This is a genomic window from Brevundimonas sp. (assembly GCF_036405315.1).
Lineage (GTDB): Bacteria > Pseudomonadota > Alphaproteobacteria > Caulobacterales > Caulobacteraceae > Brevundimonas.
Map to the genome: position 1 here is coordinate 1 of NZ_DASWXW010000119.1, position 14570 is coordinate 14570.

16 protein-coding genes are annotated in these 14570 nt (G+C 68.6%); 6 read left to right on the plus strand and 10 right to left on the minus strand.

All coding sequences use genetic code 11. From position 1 onward, the window contains the following. Window positions 1-864 (minus strand): IMP dehydrogenase (gene guaB, locus VGE49_RS06920; RefSeq protein WP_331033828.1); only part of this gene is annotated, 864 nt, incomplete at its 3' end. A gap of 140 nt (window positions 865-1004) precedes the next feature. Here guaB and VGE49_RS06925 point away from each other — a divergent pair. After that, the gene (locus VGE49_RS06925; RefSeq protein WP_331033829.1) at window positions 1005-1550 is read left to right on the plus strand and encodes a DUF2061 domain-containing protein; all 546 of its coding nucleotides are present in this window, start codon (window positions 1005-1007) and stop codon (window positions 1548-1550) included. 48 nt (window positions 1551-1598) lie between these two features. Here the strand turns inward: VGE49_RS06925 and VGE49_RS06930 are convergent, their stop codons facing one another. Then, complete coding sequence (locus VGE49_RS06930; RefSeq protein ID WP_331033830.1) at window positions 1599-2321, minus strand: RlmE family RNA methyltransferase; 723 nt, start codon at window positions 2319-2321, stop codon at window positions 1599-1601. A gap of 80 nt (window positions 2322-2401) precedes the next feature. On the opposite strand from VGE49_RS06930, the gene VGE49_RS06935 reads away from it, so the two are divergent. After that, window positions 2402-2866: a peptidylprolyl isomerase gene (locus tag VGE49_RS06935; protein WP_331033831.1), complete on the plus strand. Its 465-nt coding sequence runs from the start codon at window positions 2402-2404 to the stop codon at window positions 2864-2866. 154 nt (window positions 2867-3020) lie between these two features. Here the strand turns inward: VGE49_RS06935 and VGE49_RS06940 are convergent, their stop codons facing one another. From VGE49_RS06940 to VGE49_RS06950, 3 genes are all read right to left on the minus strand, one after another. Further along, window positions 3021-3572 carry a hypothetical protein gene (locus tag VGE49_RS06940; protein WP_331033832.1) on the minus strand — a complete coding sequence of 184 codons (552 nt, stop codon included), beginning with the start codon at window positions 3570-3572 and terminating at the stop codon, window positions 3021-3023. Then, complete coding sequence (locus tag VGE49_RS06945) at window positions 3569-4192, minus strand: methyltransferase family protein (protein ID WP_331033833.1); 624 nt, start codon at window positions 4190-4192, stop codon at window positions 3569-3571. Before VGE49_RS06945 ends, VGE49_RS06940 begins: the two co-directional genes overlap by 4 nt. 92 nt (window positions 4193-4284) lie before the next feature. Then, window positions 4285-5241 carry a M28 family peptidase gene (locus VGE49_RS06950; RefSeq protein WP_331033834.1) on the minus strand — a complete coding sequence of 319 codons (957 nt, stop codon included), beginning with the start codon at window positions 5239-5241 and terminating at the stop codon, window positions 4285-4287. A gap of 141 nt (window positions 5242-5382) precedes the next feature. Here VGE49_RS06950 and ligA point away from each other — a divergent pair, with 141 nt between their 5' ends. The 3 genes from ligA to VGE49_RS06965 all read left to right on the plus strand — a co-directional run bounded on the left by ligA (window position 5383) and on the right by VGE49_RS06965 (window position 9059). After that, window positions 5383-7701: an NAD-dependent DNA ligase LigA gene (gene ligA, locus VGE49_RS06955; RefSeq protein WP_331033835.1), complete on the plus strand. Its 2319-nt coding sequence runs from the start codon at window positions 5383-5385 to the stop codon at window positions 7699-7701. Window positions 7702-7715: 14 nt separating this feature from the next. Beyond that, window positions 7716-8330, plus strand: a complete 615-nt coding sequence (locus tag VGE49_RS06960; RefSeq protein WP_331033836.1) for a 3'-5' exonuclease — start codon at window positions 7716-7718, stop codon at window positions 8328-8330. Between the two features lie 306 nt (window positions 8331-8636). Further along, the gene (locus VGE49_RS06965) at window positions 8637-9059 is read left to right on the plus strand and encodes a DUF2147 domain-containing protein (RefSeq protein WP_331033837.1); all 423 of its coding nucleotides are present in this window, start codon (window positions 8637-8639) and stop codon (window positions 9057-9059) included. 61 nt (window positions 9060-9120) lie between these two features. On the opposite strand, the gene VGE49_RS06970 is transcribed toward VGE49_RS06965, so the two are convergent. From VGE49_RS06970 to VGE49_RS06990, 5 genes are all read right to left on the minus strand, one after another. Further along, window positions 9121-10107, minus strand: a complete 987-nt coding sequence (locus VGE49_RS06970) for an aldo/keto reductase (protein WP_331033838.1) — start codon at window positions 10105-10107, stop codon at window positions 9121-9123. Window positions 10108-10199: 92 nt separating this feature from the next. Beyond that, the gene (locus tag VGE49_RS06975) at window positions 10200-10892 is read right to left on the minus strand and encodes an LrgB family protein (RefSeq protein ID WP_331033839.1); all 693 of its coding nucleotides are present in this window, start codon (window positions 10890-10892) and stop codon (window positions 10200-10202) included. Continuing rightward, complete coding sequence (locus VGE49_RS06980) at window positions 10889-11257, minus strand: CidA/LrgA family protein (protein ID WP_331033840.1); 369 nt, start codon at window positions 11255-11257, stop codon at window positions 10889-10891. Before VGE49_RS06980 ends, VGE49_RS06975 begins: the two co-directional genes overlap by 4 nt. Window positions 11258-11261: 4 nt before the next feature. Further along, window positions 11262-13085, minus strand: coding sequence for an aminopeptidase P family protein (locus VGE49_RS06985; protein ID WP_331033841.1), 1824 nt, complete (start codon window positions 13083-13085; stop codon window positions 11262-11264). A 50-nt stretch (window positions 13086-13135) separates the two neighbouring features. Next, window positions 13136-14002 (minus strand): 50S ribosomal protein L11 methyltransferase, encoded by an 867-nt coding sequence (locus tag VGE49_RS06990; protein ID WP_331033842.1) that lies wholly within the window; start codon window positions 14000-14002, stop codon window positions 13136-13138. 82 nt (window positions 14003-14084) lie between these two features. On the opposite strand from VGE49_RS06990, the gene VGE49_RS06995 reads away from it, so the two are divergent. Then, window positions 14085-14570: hypothetical protein (locus tag VGE49_RS06995; RefSeq protein WP_331033843.1), on the plus strand; the 486-nt coding region annotated here is incomplete at its 3' end.

The following is a 14570-nucleotide window of genomic DNA, read 5'->3' on the forward strand; positions in this document are numbered from 1 at the left end:
CGCGTCGATCAGGGCGCGGGTGGCGTCATAGGTGGCGACGTTGCCGGCGATGATCTGCAGACGGTTGTTCTCGCGCTTGATGCGCTCGACCACCTGGGCCACCGAGGCCGAGTGGCCGTGGGCGGTGTCGATCACCACCACATCGCAGCCGGCTTCGGCCAGAGCCATGGCGCGCTCATAGCCGGCGTCGCCGACCGTGGATGCGGCGCCGACCAGCAGGCGGCCCTGCTCGTCCTTGGCGGCGTTCGGGAAGGCGTGGGCCTTCTCGATGTCCTTCATCGTGATCAGGCCGACCGCGCGATAGTCCTCGTCGACGACGATGACGCGTTCGATCTTGCGGGTGCGCAGCAGGTTGCGCGCCTCGTCCCGGCCGGCGCCTTCGCGCACGGTGATCAGGTCGCCCGTGGTCATCAGGGCCGAGGCCTTGATCGACGGATCGCTCTCGAAGCGCATGTCGCGGTTGGTCAGCATGCCGACCAGCTTGCCCGTCGCCGGATCGACCACCGGGAAGCCCGTGATCTTCTTGCGTTCGACGATCTGGCGAACCTCGCCCAGGGTCGTGTCGGGCGAGACCGTCACCGGGTTGATGACCATGCCGCTTTCGTAGCGTTTGACGGTGCGGACCTGCTCAGCCTGCTCCTCGATGGTCATGTTGCGGTGAAGCACGCCCAGACCGCCGGCCTGGGCCATGGCGATGGCCAGACGGCTTTCCGTCACCGTGTCCATGGCGGACGACAGCAGCGGGATGTTCAGTTTGATGTTGCGCGTCAGCTGGGTCGAGACATCCGCCATCGCTGGCATGATCTCGGACGGGCCGGGTTCGAGCAAAACATCGTCGAAGGTGAGGCCTTCGCGTATCTCCATAGGGAGTCTCCGTTTTGCGGGCCGCGTATAACGCCCCATCCCGGGGAACCGCAACCCCAAGACGGACCTATGCAGGGAATAAGAGGAATTGCCTTGCGCCCCGAGGCGTTCGGACCCAAGTACTGCGAATGGTTCGCATATTGATCAGCACCGCACGCCGCCTCGCGCTCAAGATCGCGAGCTATGGCCTCATGCACCTGATCGTGGCCGTCCTGACGGCCTTCGCCCTGACCCGCGACTGGCGCATCGCCCTGGCGGTCGGGGTGGTCGAGCCGATCGTCCAGACCCTGGCCTATTCGCTCCACGACCGCGTCTGGCACCGGGTCGAGCAACGTCGGATGCTGTCCGGCTTCGAGGAAACCGCCGAGGCCGTCACCGCCCGTCTGGAGCTGATGGACGCCCACGAGCAGAACCGGGCGCACAACCACCACGGCCATCACGGCCACAGCCACGCCCTGCCCCGCAGCCTGAAACAGGTGGCGCTGAAGACCGTGACCTATGGCGTCATGCACTTCGCCGTGGCGGTGCTGGTCGCCTTCGCCCTGACGCGCGACTGGCGCATCGCCCTGGCCATCGGCACGGTCGAGCCCCTGGTCCAGACGGTCTTCTTCACCCTGCACGACCGCATCTGGACGCGCATCGAAGCGAACAAGGCCCGCCGTGCGGCGGAAGCGGCGGCCGCCTGAACATCCTCCCCTGCGCAGCGGTGGAGGATTGAGCACAGATCCCCTGCCCTACTTCTTGTTCAGCGCCACCAGGAAGACCTCGGCGCTGCCCTTGCGGCTCGATTCCGGCTTCACGTATTTCACCGTCTCGAACTCCTCGCGCAGCCGCGCCAGAACCCCGCCGGCGTCGCCGCCCTGGAAGTTCTTGGAGACGAAGGCCCCGCCCGGCTTCAGCGTGCGGATGGCGAAGTCGGCGGCGATCTCGATCAGGGCGATGATCTTCAGGTGGTCCGTCTGACGGTGGCCGACCGTATTGTGCGCCATGTCGGACAGCACCAAGTCGGGCCGTCCGCCAATGGCGTCGATCAGTTGCTGGTCCACGCCCGGATGGGTGAAGTCGGCCTGAATCAGAGTCGCGCCGGGAATCGGTTCGATCATCAACAGATCCACGCCCGCCACCGCCGTCGCTCCGCGATCCAGGGCCACCTGGATCCATCCGCCCGGCGCCGCGCCTAGGTCGATGACCCGCGAGCCCTTCTTGATCAAACGGAATCGGTCGTCGATCTCCAGCAGTTTGAAGGCCGCGCGGCTGCGCCAGCCCTCGGCCCGCGCGCGCTCGGACCACTTGTCCGACAACTGCCGCTTGATCCAGGCCTGGCTGGACAGGGTCTTCTTGTCGGCGGTCTTGATCTTCTGGCCCATGCCGCGCCCGGCGGCGGTGCCGCCCGTGGGCGGCCGCACCATCCGGCGGCGTTCCGGCGGCTTGTCGGAGGGCTTTTCGTCGTCAGTCATGCTTCCCACATAGCCGTGACAGCGTTCAGCCGCTATGACCCGCGCACAATTCTAGCCCGCACACACCCAAGGAGAGCCTGATGGCCGACCAAACCCTGACCTTCACCCTGGACACCGGCGACGGCGAAGAGCGCAACGTCGTGATCAAGCTGCGCCCCGACCTGGCCCCCGGCCACGTCGAGCGCATCACCGAACTGGCCTCGGAAGGCTTCTATGACGGCGTCGTCTTCCACCGCGTCATTCCGGGCTTCATGGCCCAGGGCGGCGATCCGACCGGCACCGGCACCTCGGGCTCGAAGAAGCCGAACCTGAAGGCTGAGTTCAGCGCCGAGCCGCACGTCCGCGGCGTCTGCTCGATGGCCCGCACCTCGGACCCGAACAGCGCCAACTCGCAGTTCTTCATCTGCTTCGACGACGCCCGGTTCCTGGACCGCCAGTACACGGTCTGGGGCGAAGTGATCGAAGGCATGGAACACGTCGACGCCCTGCCCAAGGGCGAGCCGCCGCGCGCTCCGGGCAAGATCGTCAAGGCGACCGTCGCCTAAACGATTTCTCCTCCCTGTCGCGCAGCGATGGGGAGGTGGCGCGGCGCGCAGCGCCGTGACGGAGGGGGCGTCTCGACGCCAGTTGTTTGCGCCGCCCCCTCCACCACTTCGTGGTCCCCCCTCCCCACAAGTGGGGAGGAAAGGGGTTCGGACCTCAGTCCCCCGCCCACCACCGCATCGCTACGTTGTCAAAGGTCCGGTTTCCGACCTTGAGCGTCCCCGTCAGGACGACGCCCCTGTCTCCCAGATTGCGCCGCGCCGTCGCCAGCGCGCCCTGGTCGAGCCTTCCATCGAACGACACCGCGCCCAGCCCGCCCGACAGGGCCTGAACCCGCACCCGGCTCTCGGTCACGTCATAGGCCGCCGGAATCAGCCGCAGCCGACGCCGGTTCCCATTCTCCTGCGGCGGGCCGACCATGTCTTCGAACTCGATCATCACCGGCGCAAAGCCCGCCGGGCGCTCGCCGCCCTGCCAGGCGATGAAGTCGGGGACCTGACCCATGAAGACGTGGTGCAGACGCCAGTTGTCGATCCGCACCTCCTCGGTCGGCAGGTAGTAGCCGGACACGTCCTCGGGCAGGTCATGCTTGAAGGCCGCGGCCTTCGACGCCGACGCGGCCTCAGGCGACTGCGCCGCTCGATCACAGGCCGCCAGCGACAGCAGTCCGGTCAGGGCCGCAACGGCGGCGAATCGAACCCGGCTCACGGCAGACGGATCAGGGCCGACAGCCAGCCGATGTCCTGCAACTTCTCGACCGACTCGAACAGGGGCACGGCCAGCAAGAAGACCAGGCCGTCGCGCAGGGTCGTCAGGAAGAAGCGCGGCCGCACGTCCAGCGTTTCCGCGTCGCGCCACTTGGAGAAGTCAGGCCCGAAGCGCGGCGTCCGCGCGCAATAGTCCAGATAGGTCTGGCCGAAGGCGCCCGTCAGCCAGGCCTCCTCGCGCTTCACCGTGGCGTAGAAGACGGCGACGGTCAGCAGCAGGAAAACCGACGCCAGCGTCACGCTGCCCGTCTGCGCGCCCACGCCGAAGGCCCCCATGAAGCTGAAGACATAGAGCGGATTGCGGCTGATCGAGTAAGGCCCGCGATCGACGATCTCGGCCTTCTTGCGCCCGCCTATATAGAGCGAGCACCAGGCCCGCCCGACGATGCAGACGGCGATCAGCGCCAGGCCGAACGCTTCTAGCCCCTCGTGCAGGGCGGTCTCGCCGCCCACCGAGCGCGTGAAGAAGGCCAGGGCCACCACGGCGACGATGCCGACCAGCAGCGCCAGCTTGCGCAGCTTCTGCACCCTTTGAAGATCAAACCCCTGAACCGCCGACATCCGTATTTCCTCGACTGATGAGGCTGCGACAGAACGCCGCTCCGAAGGCGGTTTCAAGGCCTATGTTTGCGAGCGTTTCGCGCTCGCAAACTTCACTGATCCAGCCACTGATCCAGGGCGCGGAAGCCTTCGATCGCCAGCTCGGTCGAGGACTGGAAGGTGGCCGGAACCACCTTGTCGAAGTCGTCCGTCGGGCGGTGATAATCGGCATGATAGTTCACGCCGAAATAGAGGAAGGGCAGGCCCGCGCGGTGGAAGGCGGCGTGGTCGGACGCCTCGACCCAGTTGTCGGCGCCCTTGTCCTCGGGCGTGTCCTTGCCAAAGGCCAGGGACACGGTCCCGCGCGGCGCGATCCGCTCCAGCACCGGGCGGAAATAGGGATGCTGATAAGTGCCCGTGACCCACAGCTTGCCGTCGCTGTCAGCCCGCGCCGTCATGTCGAAGTTCAGGTTCATCGCGATCGACGACAGAGGCACCGGCGGCGCCTCGACGAAGTGCTTGGCGCCCAGCAGGCTGCGCTCCTCGCCGTCCAGGGCGACGATCAGGACGCTGTGCTCGGGCGGATTGGCCTTCAGCCGCCTGGCCAGCTCCAGCATGGTCGCCACGCCCGAGGCGTTGTCGTCGGCGCCGTTGTAGATCTGGCCGTTGTTGACCCCGACGTGGTCGTAGTGAGCCGTCACCACGATGTATTTGTCGGCCACGCGGGTGCCGGGAATGACGCCGATGATGTTGGTCCCGTTGAAGGTCTTCACGCCCTCGCGCGTGCGGCCCTGCATCTCCCACGGCTGCAACCGCCCCATCGACGACGGCTGGACCCCCAGCGCCTCCAGCCGGCCGACGATGTATTCGCGCGCCTTGGCCCCGCCTTCCGATCCCGTGTCGCGCCCCTGCATGTCGTCCGCCGACAGGATGCGCAGGTCGTCCATCATCTGCGTGTAATCGACGGCAGCCGCGACCGGCGTCTCGGTCGCTGCGGGCGTCATGGTCTCGCAGGCGGCCAGCGTCAGGGCGGCGGCGATCACGGACAGGCTGGCGAAAACGGGACGCATGGAGGGCTCCGGGCAGGTGGGTCGGCGGGACGCTAGCGGGCGTCGGGTCCGGCGTCAGATTACGTTTCTGTCATGGACGCTGCGATCCCGCCGCAGCCGGTGCTAAACAGCCGGGCTAACGAGGCTGGCCGCGCGATTCCCATGTTTGAAACCCCCGTCGAAATCCTGACCGAAGACCAGGCCCGCGAGGAGTTGGCGCGCCTGTCGGCCGAACTGGCCCGCCACGACGCTCTCTACTACGCTGACGCCGCGCCCGAGATTTCCGACGCCGACTACGACGAGCTGAAGCGCCGCGCCCTGGCCATCGAGGCCGCCTTTCCCGCCCTGACCAGCCCCGTTTCCCCGTCGCAGCGGGTCGGCGCCCCCGTCTCGGCCCAGTTCGCCGAGGTCCGCCACGGCGTGCCCATGCTGTCGCTGGACAACGCCTTCGACGAGGGCGAGGTGCGCGACTTCGTCGCCCGCATCGCCCGCTTCCTCAAGCTGCCAGGCGACGAGCCCATCGCCTTCGTCGCCGAGCCCAAGATCGACGGCCTGTCGGCCAGCCTGCGCTATGAAAAGGGCGTCCTGGTCCAGGGCGCCACGCGCGGCGACGGCAAGACCGGCGAGGACGTGACCGCCAACCTGCGCACGCTCAAGAGCATCCCCCAGACCCTGACCGGGTCCGGCTGGCCCGACGTCATCGAGATCCGGGGCGAGGTCTATGCGCCCAACGACGCCTTCGACGCCTTCAACGCGGCGGCCGAAGCCGAGGGCCGCCGCACCTACGCCAACCCGCGCAACTTCGCCGCCGGCTCGCTGCGTCAGAAGGACCCGAAGATCACGGCCCAGCGCCCCCTGACCTTCTTCGCCTACGCCTGGGGCGAGACCTCCGCCCCCTTCGCCGAAACCCAACACGGCGCGCTGGAGGCCTTCCGCGCCTGGGGCTTCCAGGTCAACGAACGGTCGAGCCAGGTGATCGGCGCCGAGGGTCTGATCGCGGTCTATCGCGGGCTGGAGACCGACCGCAGCGGCCTCGGCTACGACATCGACGGCGTGGTCTACAAGGTCGACCGCCTGGACTGGCAGCAGCGCCTCGGCTTCATCGCCAGAAGCCCCCGCTGGGCCATCGCCCACAAGTTCCCGGCGCAACAGGCGACGACGGTTCTGGAAGGCATCGACATTCAGGTCGGCCGCACCGGCTCTCTGACCCCCGTGGCCCGTCTGCACCCCGTCACCGTCGGCGGCGTCGTGGTGCGCAACGCCACCTTGCACAATGAAGACGAGATCGCCCGCAAGGACGTGCGCATCGGCGACACCGTCATCCTGCAACGCGCCGGCGACGTCATCCCCCAGATCGTCGGCGTGGTCGAAAACCTGCGCCCCGCTGACGCCATCCCCTTCGCCTTCCCCCACGTCTGCCCGGTCTGCGGATCGGAGGCCGTGCGCGAGGGCGACGAGGTCAAACGCCGCTGCACCGGCGGCCTGATCTGCGACGCCCAGATCGTGGAACGGTTAAAGCACTTCGTCAGCCGTCGCGCATTCGACATTGAAGGGCTTGGAGAAAAACATCTGACCGCCTTCCACGCGCGCGGCTGGATCAAGGAGCCGGCGGACATCTTCCGCCTGGCCCGCGACGAGGAGAAGCTGGCCCTGCTGCGCGCCGAGGACGGCTATGGCGAAGTCAGCGTCGGCAATCTGGTCGCCGGAATCAATGCGCGGCGGACCATCAGCCTCGACCGCCTGATCTACGGCCTCGGCGTGCCCGAGATCGGCGAGCAGACCTCGCTGGTCCTGTCGCGCGCCTTCGGCAGTTGGACCGCCTTCCGCGACGCCTGCATGGCCGCCTCGAACGGTCTGCCCACCGACGACTGGAAGGCCCTGGCCGCCGCCCACGCCATCTCGCCGCGCGTCCTCAGCCTGATGGCCGAGGCGGCGCCGCCCGCCGAGGATCCCTGGCCGGAAGCGCCGATGGATCAGAAGATCGCCCTCGCCTTCCCCGGCATGGCCGCCCCCGCCCGCCGCTCGCTGGCCGAGATCTCCGGCGGCTGGTCCGACCTGACCCGTTGGGCGGGCGTGGCGCGCAACGAAGGCCCGTCCGAGATCCTCAACCAGATCGCGGGCGTCTCCGGCGTCGGGCCGGTCGCCGCCGAGGCCCTCGCCCACTTCTTCCACGAGCCGCACAACCAGGCCGTCATGGACGCCCTGCTGGCCGAACTGGACGCGGTCGAGGACGTCGCCGCCCCCACGACCGACAGCCCCGTGGCGGGCAAGACCGTGGTCTTCACCGGCTCTCTGGAACGCTTCACCCGCGACGAAGCCAAGGCCCGCGCCGAAAGCCTGGGCGCCAAGGTCTCGGGCTCGGTGTCGAAAAAGACCGACTACGTCGTCGCCGGTCCGGGCGCCGGGTCCAAGCTGAAGGACGCCGAGAAGCACGGCGTGACCGTCCTGACCGAAGACGAATGGCTGGCCCTGATCGCCTAGACTATGATCGCCTGATGCACGCCGTCGCCATCGACTTCGAAACCGCCAACGAGCAGAGGTCCAGCCCCTGCTCGATCGGCCTCGCCTGGATCAACGACGGCGTCATCGAGGCCGTCGAGCACCACTACATCCGCCCGCCGGACATGCGCTTCGCCAGCTTCAACATCGCCTTCCACGGCATCGGCCCGGAACAGGTCGAGGACGCCGAGGAGTTCCCGGCGGTGCTGGCCGCCATCGCCCCGCGCCTTGAGGGCCGGACGGTGCTGGCCCACAACGCCGCCTTCGACGTCAGCGTCATTCGCGGGACCTGCGACCACTACGGCCTCGCCTATCCCGAGTTCGACTACCTCTGCACCGTCAAGCTGGCCCAGATCACCTGGCCGGAGTTCGCCTCGCACAAGCTGAACAACGTCTGCGCCGAGCTGGGCGTCCGCTTCAAACACCACGACGCCGCCGAAGACGCCTTCGCCTGCGCCTCGGTCGCGCTGGAGACGCTGCGGATGCACGACGCCGCCTGCGCCGCTTCGCTGGCGAAGGCGACGGGCATCAGCCTCGGACGGCTCCACGCCGCCGGCTACAGCCCCTGCTCCTCCGCCGGCTCGCGTCCGCGTCGTCCGCGCGCGGCATAAGGCATCTCTTTTCTCCCCGCTCTGTGGGAAGGGGACCGCGCAGCGGTGGAGGGGGCGGCATAGACGGATGACGCTGAGTCGCCCCCTCCGTCTCGTCGGCTTCGCCGCCGATCCACCTCCCCGTGGAATGGAGAGGAAAAGCCGCCCAAATCCGTCGCTTAGACGCGCAACACGCTCATATATTGACCTAAGGTCATGTAATCATTGAGCGAAGGTCACAAATTTGGGCCTTGTTTCGGACCGAAACCGGGATCACCCTTTGACGCAAAGGATCGGCTCAACGGTCCGTCTGAAGGAATACGCCCGATGAAGTTCTCCGTCCTGGCCGCCGCCGCTGTCGCCGCCGCCGCCCTGGCCTCGCCCGCCCTGGCCAGCGACCCGACCGGCTTGTGGCAGACCCCGACCAACGGCGGTCAGGTCCGCATCGCCCGCTGCGGCCAGGCCTTGTGCGGCACGCTCGTGACCTCGAACCACATCCGCGCCGAGCCCAACGCTCGCGACGAACACAACAAGGACGCCAGCCAGCGCAACCGCACCCTGCGCGGCCTGCCCATGCTCAGCGGCTTCACCGGCGGCCCGACCGAATGGCGCGGCGGCTCAGTCTATAACCCGGCGGACGGCGGCACCTATCGCGGCACGATCACCATGACGAACGACAACAGTCTGCGCCTGCGCGGCTGCATCGTCGCCCCCCTGTGCAAGACCCAGACCTGGACCCGCGTCCAGTAGTCGAGGCATCAGCCCGAACGAAAGACGCCTCCCCCACGATCGCGAGGGAGGCGTTTTCACATCAGCGGTTCAACGCCGACCGCCCCGAGGCGGCGTAGCGTTCGCCCGACGCCGCGCCCTTGGGGAAGACCGCCTCGATCCGCGCCAGGTCGTCCGGCGTCAGGCTGATCTCGGTCGCGGCGATGTTCTGTTCCAGCGTCGCGATCCGGCGCGTGCCGGGGATGGGGATCAGGTCCTCGCCCTGGGCCAGCACCCAGGCCAGGGCGAGTTGCGCCGCCGTCACGCCCTTGTCGGCGGCGATGGCGTCGACCGCCGCCACCAGGTCCAGGTTCTTCTGGAAGTTCTCTCCCATGAAGCGCGGGTTCGAGCGGCGGAAGTCGTCGGCCGCCAGGTCGTCGATCGACTTGATCTCGCCGGACAGGAAGCCCCGCCCCAGCGGGCTGTAGGGCACAAAGCCGATGCCCAGTTCGCGCACCGTGGCGAAGATCTCGTCCTCCGGCTCGCGGCTCCACAGCGAATATTCGGTCTGCAGCGCCGTGATCGGATGGACGGCGTGGGCCTTGCGGATCGTGGCCGGCGCGGCTTCCGACAGGCCGAGGAAGCGCACCTTGCCCTCCTTGATCAGTTCGGCCATCGCCCCGACCGTCTCCTCGATCGGCGTGTCGGGATCGACGCGGTGCAGATAATAGAGGTCGACGTGATCGACGCCGAGGCGGCTCAGGCTGCCCTCGATGGCGCGGCGGACGTTGGCGGGCGAGCCGTCGACGGCCAGCGCCGTGCGGTCGGCGTTGTAGCCGATGCCGAACTTGGTGGCGATGAAGGCCTGGTCGCGCCGGTCCTTCAGCGCCTGGCCCAGCAGCAGCTCATTGGTGTGAGGGCCATAGATTTCCGCCGTATCGAACAGGGTCACGCCCAGATCGAGCGCACGGTGGATCACGTCGATCGACTGCCCCTCGTTCGAGCCGCCGTAAAAGGCGCTCATCCCCATGCAGCCCAGACCGATGGCCGAGACTTCAGGGCCGCCAGGACCCAGCTTGCGCGTCTTCATGAGCGCACTCCTTCTGATGAGAGGGGGCTGGCGACGCATCCGCCAGCCGTCGCCAGATGGGCGCCTTATGGCCCTATTTCAAGGAAGACGCCTCAGATCAGACTGGCGACGATCGACAGGATCGCCGCCGTCGCCACCGCGTTCAGCGCCATGCCCAGGCTGGCGAAGGCGCCCGCCGTCTGGTCCACCTGAAAGGCCCGCGCCGCGCCGAAGCCGTGCGCCGAGACACCGACCGCGAAGCCTCGCGCCCGATAGTCCCTGATCTTCAGCAGGTTCAGCAGCGGCGTGGCCGTCATGGCCCCGATGACGCCGGACATCAGCACGATCACCGCCGCCAGGGCCGGCACGCCGCCCAACTGAGAGGCTACCGCCATGCCGACCGGCGTGGTCGTGGCGCGCGGGGCGATGGAGGCCATGATCTCGACCGGCGCGCCGAACAGCCAAACGATGCCCACCGCGCTGACGATGGCCGTCACGGCCCCGGCCAGCAGGGCGCAGGCCAGGGGCCTGGCCAGCCGCCGGATCGTCGCCCGCTGCGCCCAGATCGGCACGGCCAGCCCCACCACCGCCGGCCCCAAGAGGAAGCCCAGCACCTGCGTCGCCTCGGCATAGGTCGCATAGGGCGTCTTGGTCGCCAGCAGGACGCCGATCAGGACCGGCGTCGCCAGCAGCACTGGATGGCACAGGGGATGGCGCCCGCTGCGCCGCGACAGGATATCGGCCGCCTCGAACACCACCAGCGTCGCCGCCAGCCACAGCAGAGGCGTCGCGATCAGATCGCTCACGACGCGGCCTCCCCTTCGCTGTCCGGCGCCTCGCGCCCCGCCACGGCGCGGAACACCAGGGCCGTCACAGCCAGGGTCAGCAGGGTCGAGACCACCACGGCCACGACAATCCCAAGGCCATAGCGCGACAGGATCGCCCCCTCCTCCATCACGCCCACAGCCGCCGGCACGAACATGATCGACAGATGCGCCGTCAGCCAGCCCGTCACCTGGGTCAGCGTCAGCCGCTCGCGCGGGACGAAGGCCAGCCAGGCCAGCAGCAGCACCATGCCGATCACCGATCCCGGCAGGGGCAGGCCCGTCAGCCGGTGGACGGCCTCGCCCGCCAGTTGGCAGACGAGCAGCAGGGCGATGGCGCCGATCATGCGATCAGAGCGGCGCCGTCTGCGCCTTCAGCCATTCCAGCGCCGCCTCGTCCTTCTGCACGCCGTCCGCCAACAGAGGCCCGACCTTGGCCAGAACCTCGGCGTGATAGGCGTTGACGTAGGCCCGCTCGTCCGCCGTCAGCAGCGCCACGTCGATCAGACGACGATCCAGCGGCGCCAGGGTCAGTTGCTCAAAGCCGTGCATCGGCCGCTCGCCGCCCGGAACAGGCGTCGGCGCCGTCACGACCTGAAGGGTCTCGATGCGGATGCCCCACTCGCCTTCGCGATAGTAACCCGGCTCGTTCGACAGGATCATGCCGGTCAGCAGCGGCTGGGTGTTGACGTAGGGGGCGATGCGCTGCGGCCCCTCGTGCACGCCCAGATAGGAGCCGACGCCGTGGCCGGTGCCGTGATCGAAGTCGAAACCCGCGTTCCACAGCGGCTGACGCGCGACCGCGTCCAGCTGGTGGCCCGTCGTCCCGACCGGGAAGCGGATCACCGCCATGGCGATATGACCCTTCAAGACCAGGGTGAACATGCGGCGCTGATCCGCCGTGCCCTCGCCGATGGCCATGGTGCGGGTCACGTCCGTGGTCCCGTCCAGATACTGACCGCCGCCGTCCACCAGCAGCAGGCTGCCCGCCTCCATCGGACGGATCTTGGCCCCGACCGGCTTGTAGTGCGGCAGGGCGCCGTTCGGGCCGACCCCGGCGATGGTGTCGAACGACAGGTCCTTCAGCATCCCGGTCGCCTCGCGGAAGCCTTCTAGCGCCTCGACCACCGCCCGCTCGTCCGGCAGGTTCTTCTGCGCGACCGTGTCCACCCAGTGCAGGAAGCGGGTCAGGGCCGCGCCGTCGCGAATATGGGCCTGGCGGCTGCCCTCGATCTCGACGTCGTTCTTCTGGGCGCGCGGCAGGGCGCAGGGGTCCATGCCGCGCACGATGGCGGCGCCGGCGGCTTCCAGACGGTCGAAATACCAGGCCGAGGACACGGCCGGGTCGATCAGCACCTTGCGCCCCGACAGGGCGTCCAGGGCGGCGGGCAGAGCCTCGGGCGCCTCCAGCGTCACGGCGTCGCCCAGCCAGCCGGGCAGTTCATTGGTGATCTTGGCCGGGTCGAGGAAGACCTTGGCCGTGCCGTCGGCCTTCACCACCGCCTGCCCCAGCGGCAGGGGCGTGCGGATCACGTCGCCGCCGCGAATGTTGAACAGCCAGGCCAGCGACGACGGCGCCGTCAGCACGGCGACGTCCGCGCCCTTGGCGGCGATGGCCTGACCGATGCGGGCGCGCTTCGACGCGGCGTTCTCGCCGGTATAGGTGTCCTCGTGCGGCACGACCGGCGCCTGCGGCTGGGCCGGACGAGCGTCGCCCCAGGCCAGGTCGATGGGGTTGGGCTCGACGGCCTTCAGCGTCGCCCCGGCCTTCTCGACCGCCGCGCGCAGGGTCGCCAGCGCGTCCGGGCTGTGCAGGCGCGGATCATAGCCGATGACCGAACCGGCGCTCAGACCCTCCAGCCAGGCGGCCAGCTTGTTCAGCTCGACCCGCTCGAACAGGGCCGGGTCGGTCTGGGCCTTGGCCTGAACCGTATAGCGCCCGTCGACGAAGACCGCGGCCTTGTCCATCAACACCACGCCCGCCCCGGCCGAGCCGGTGAAGCCGCTGACCCAGGCCAGACGCTCGCTGGCGTCGGGCAGGTATTCGTTCTGATGCTCGTCCTCGTGCGGGACCAGCAGGCCGTCCAGGCCCTGCTTGGCCATCTCGGCGCGGAGCAGAGGCAGGTGCTTCGCCCCGAAGGACGGATCGGTGGTTTCGTCGAATGTCTGGCGCATGGCGCTTCCATACATCTCCCTCCCCTTCATGGGGAGGGAGAAAGCCGCGACTACTTCTTGCGCAGTTGCAGCGCCGTCCACGCATCATGGTGGATGGTCTGCTCGACCACGAAGCCCAGCGGCAGATAGGCTTCCAGCACCCGCTCCTCCTGCGTGCGCAGCAGGCCCGACAGGATGGCCACCCCGCCGGACTTCAGCGCCGCGCCGATCTCGGGCGCCAGGAAGACCAGCGGCGCGGCCAGGATGTTGGCGAAGACCAGGTCATAGGGCGCGTGCTGGGCGATGCGCGGATCGCTCAGGCCGTCGGCGAAATAGAACTCGCACTTGGCGTCGTTGATCAGGGCGTTCTCGTTGGCGATGCGGGCCGAGGGCTCGTCGATGTCGGTGCCCACGGCGATGGGCGAGCCCGTCCTGGCCGCCGCGATGGCCAGGACGCCGGTGCCGCAACCCACATCCAGCACCTTCTCGAAGCTCTCGGTCTCCAGCAGTTTGTCGAAGGCCTCCAGGCAGCCGACGGTCGTGCCGTGGTGGCCGGTGCCGAAGGCGGCGCCCGCGTCGATCTTCAGATTGACCCGCCCCTCGGGGATCTTGCCCTGGTCGTGGGCGCCATAGACGAAGAAGCGCCCGGCCTCGACCGGCGGCAGGCCGGACAGGCTCATGGCCAGCCAATCGGCGTCGGCCAGCTTCTCGACGATGACCTCCAGACCTGGCGTCGCGCGCAGGATCCCGGCGACGCCCTCGGCTTCCTCGTCCGTCGTCGGGAAGGCGTCGATGCGCCAGACGCCCTTGTCCTCGTCCTCTTCCAGGATCGAGTAGGTCGCGTTTTCCAGCATGGGGTCGGCGTCGATGGCGGCGGCGGCGGCTTCGGCCGGGGCGCGATCGCCGCGTGCGATCACCTGAACTGCGGACTCGGACATTTCTCAAACACCGTTATTATGACGAATCGCAACGAGTGCGGGCGTACGGAATGCCCGTGTCCATCTAGGGGTCGGGGTATCCATGGCTAAAGCACCGTCTGAGTCGAAATCTGCTGCACCGAAGGCGGCGCCTGCCGCTTCCAAGCCGAAACCGGCGGCAAAGTCGAGCGCTGCGGCGCCCAAGGCCGCTGCAAAACCGAAGGCCGCCCCGAAAGCCGCCGCGCCCAAGGCGGCTGCGGCCAAGCCCGCTGTGAAGGCGGCGACACCCAAGGCGGCTGCGAAACCCGCCGCCAAGGCTGCCCCGAAGGCCGCCGCCAAACCCGCCGCCAAGGCTCCGGTCGCCAAAGCCGCTGCGGTGAAGACCACCGCCGCTTCTCCGAAGGCCGCCAAGCCTGAGACGGCCCCGGCCAAGACTGCGACCAAGTCGGCCGCCGCCAAGCCCGCCGCGCCGAAGAAGGCTGCTGCGCCGAAGGCCGCTGCCGCTCCGAAGCCCGTCGAGGCGCCCAAGCCCGCCCCGGCGCCGGCTGCTGCTCCGGCCGACGCCGCGCTCGCCCCGGCGCCCAAGCCG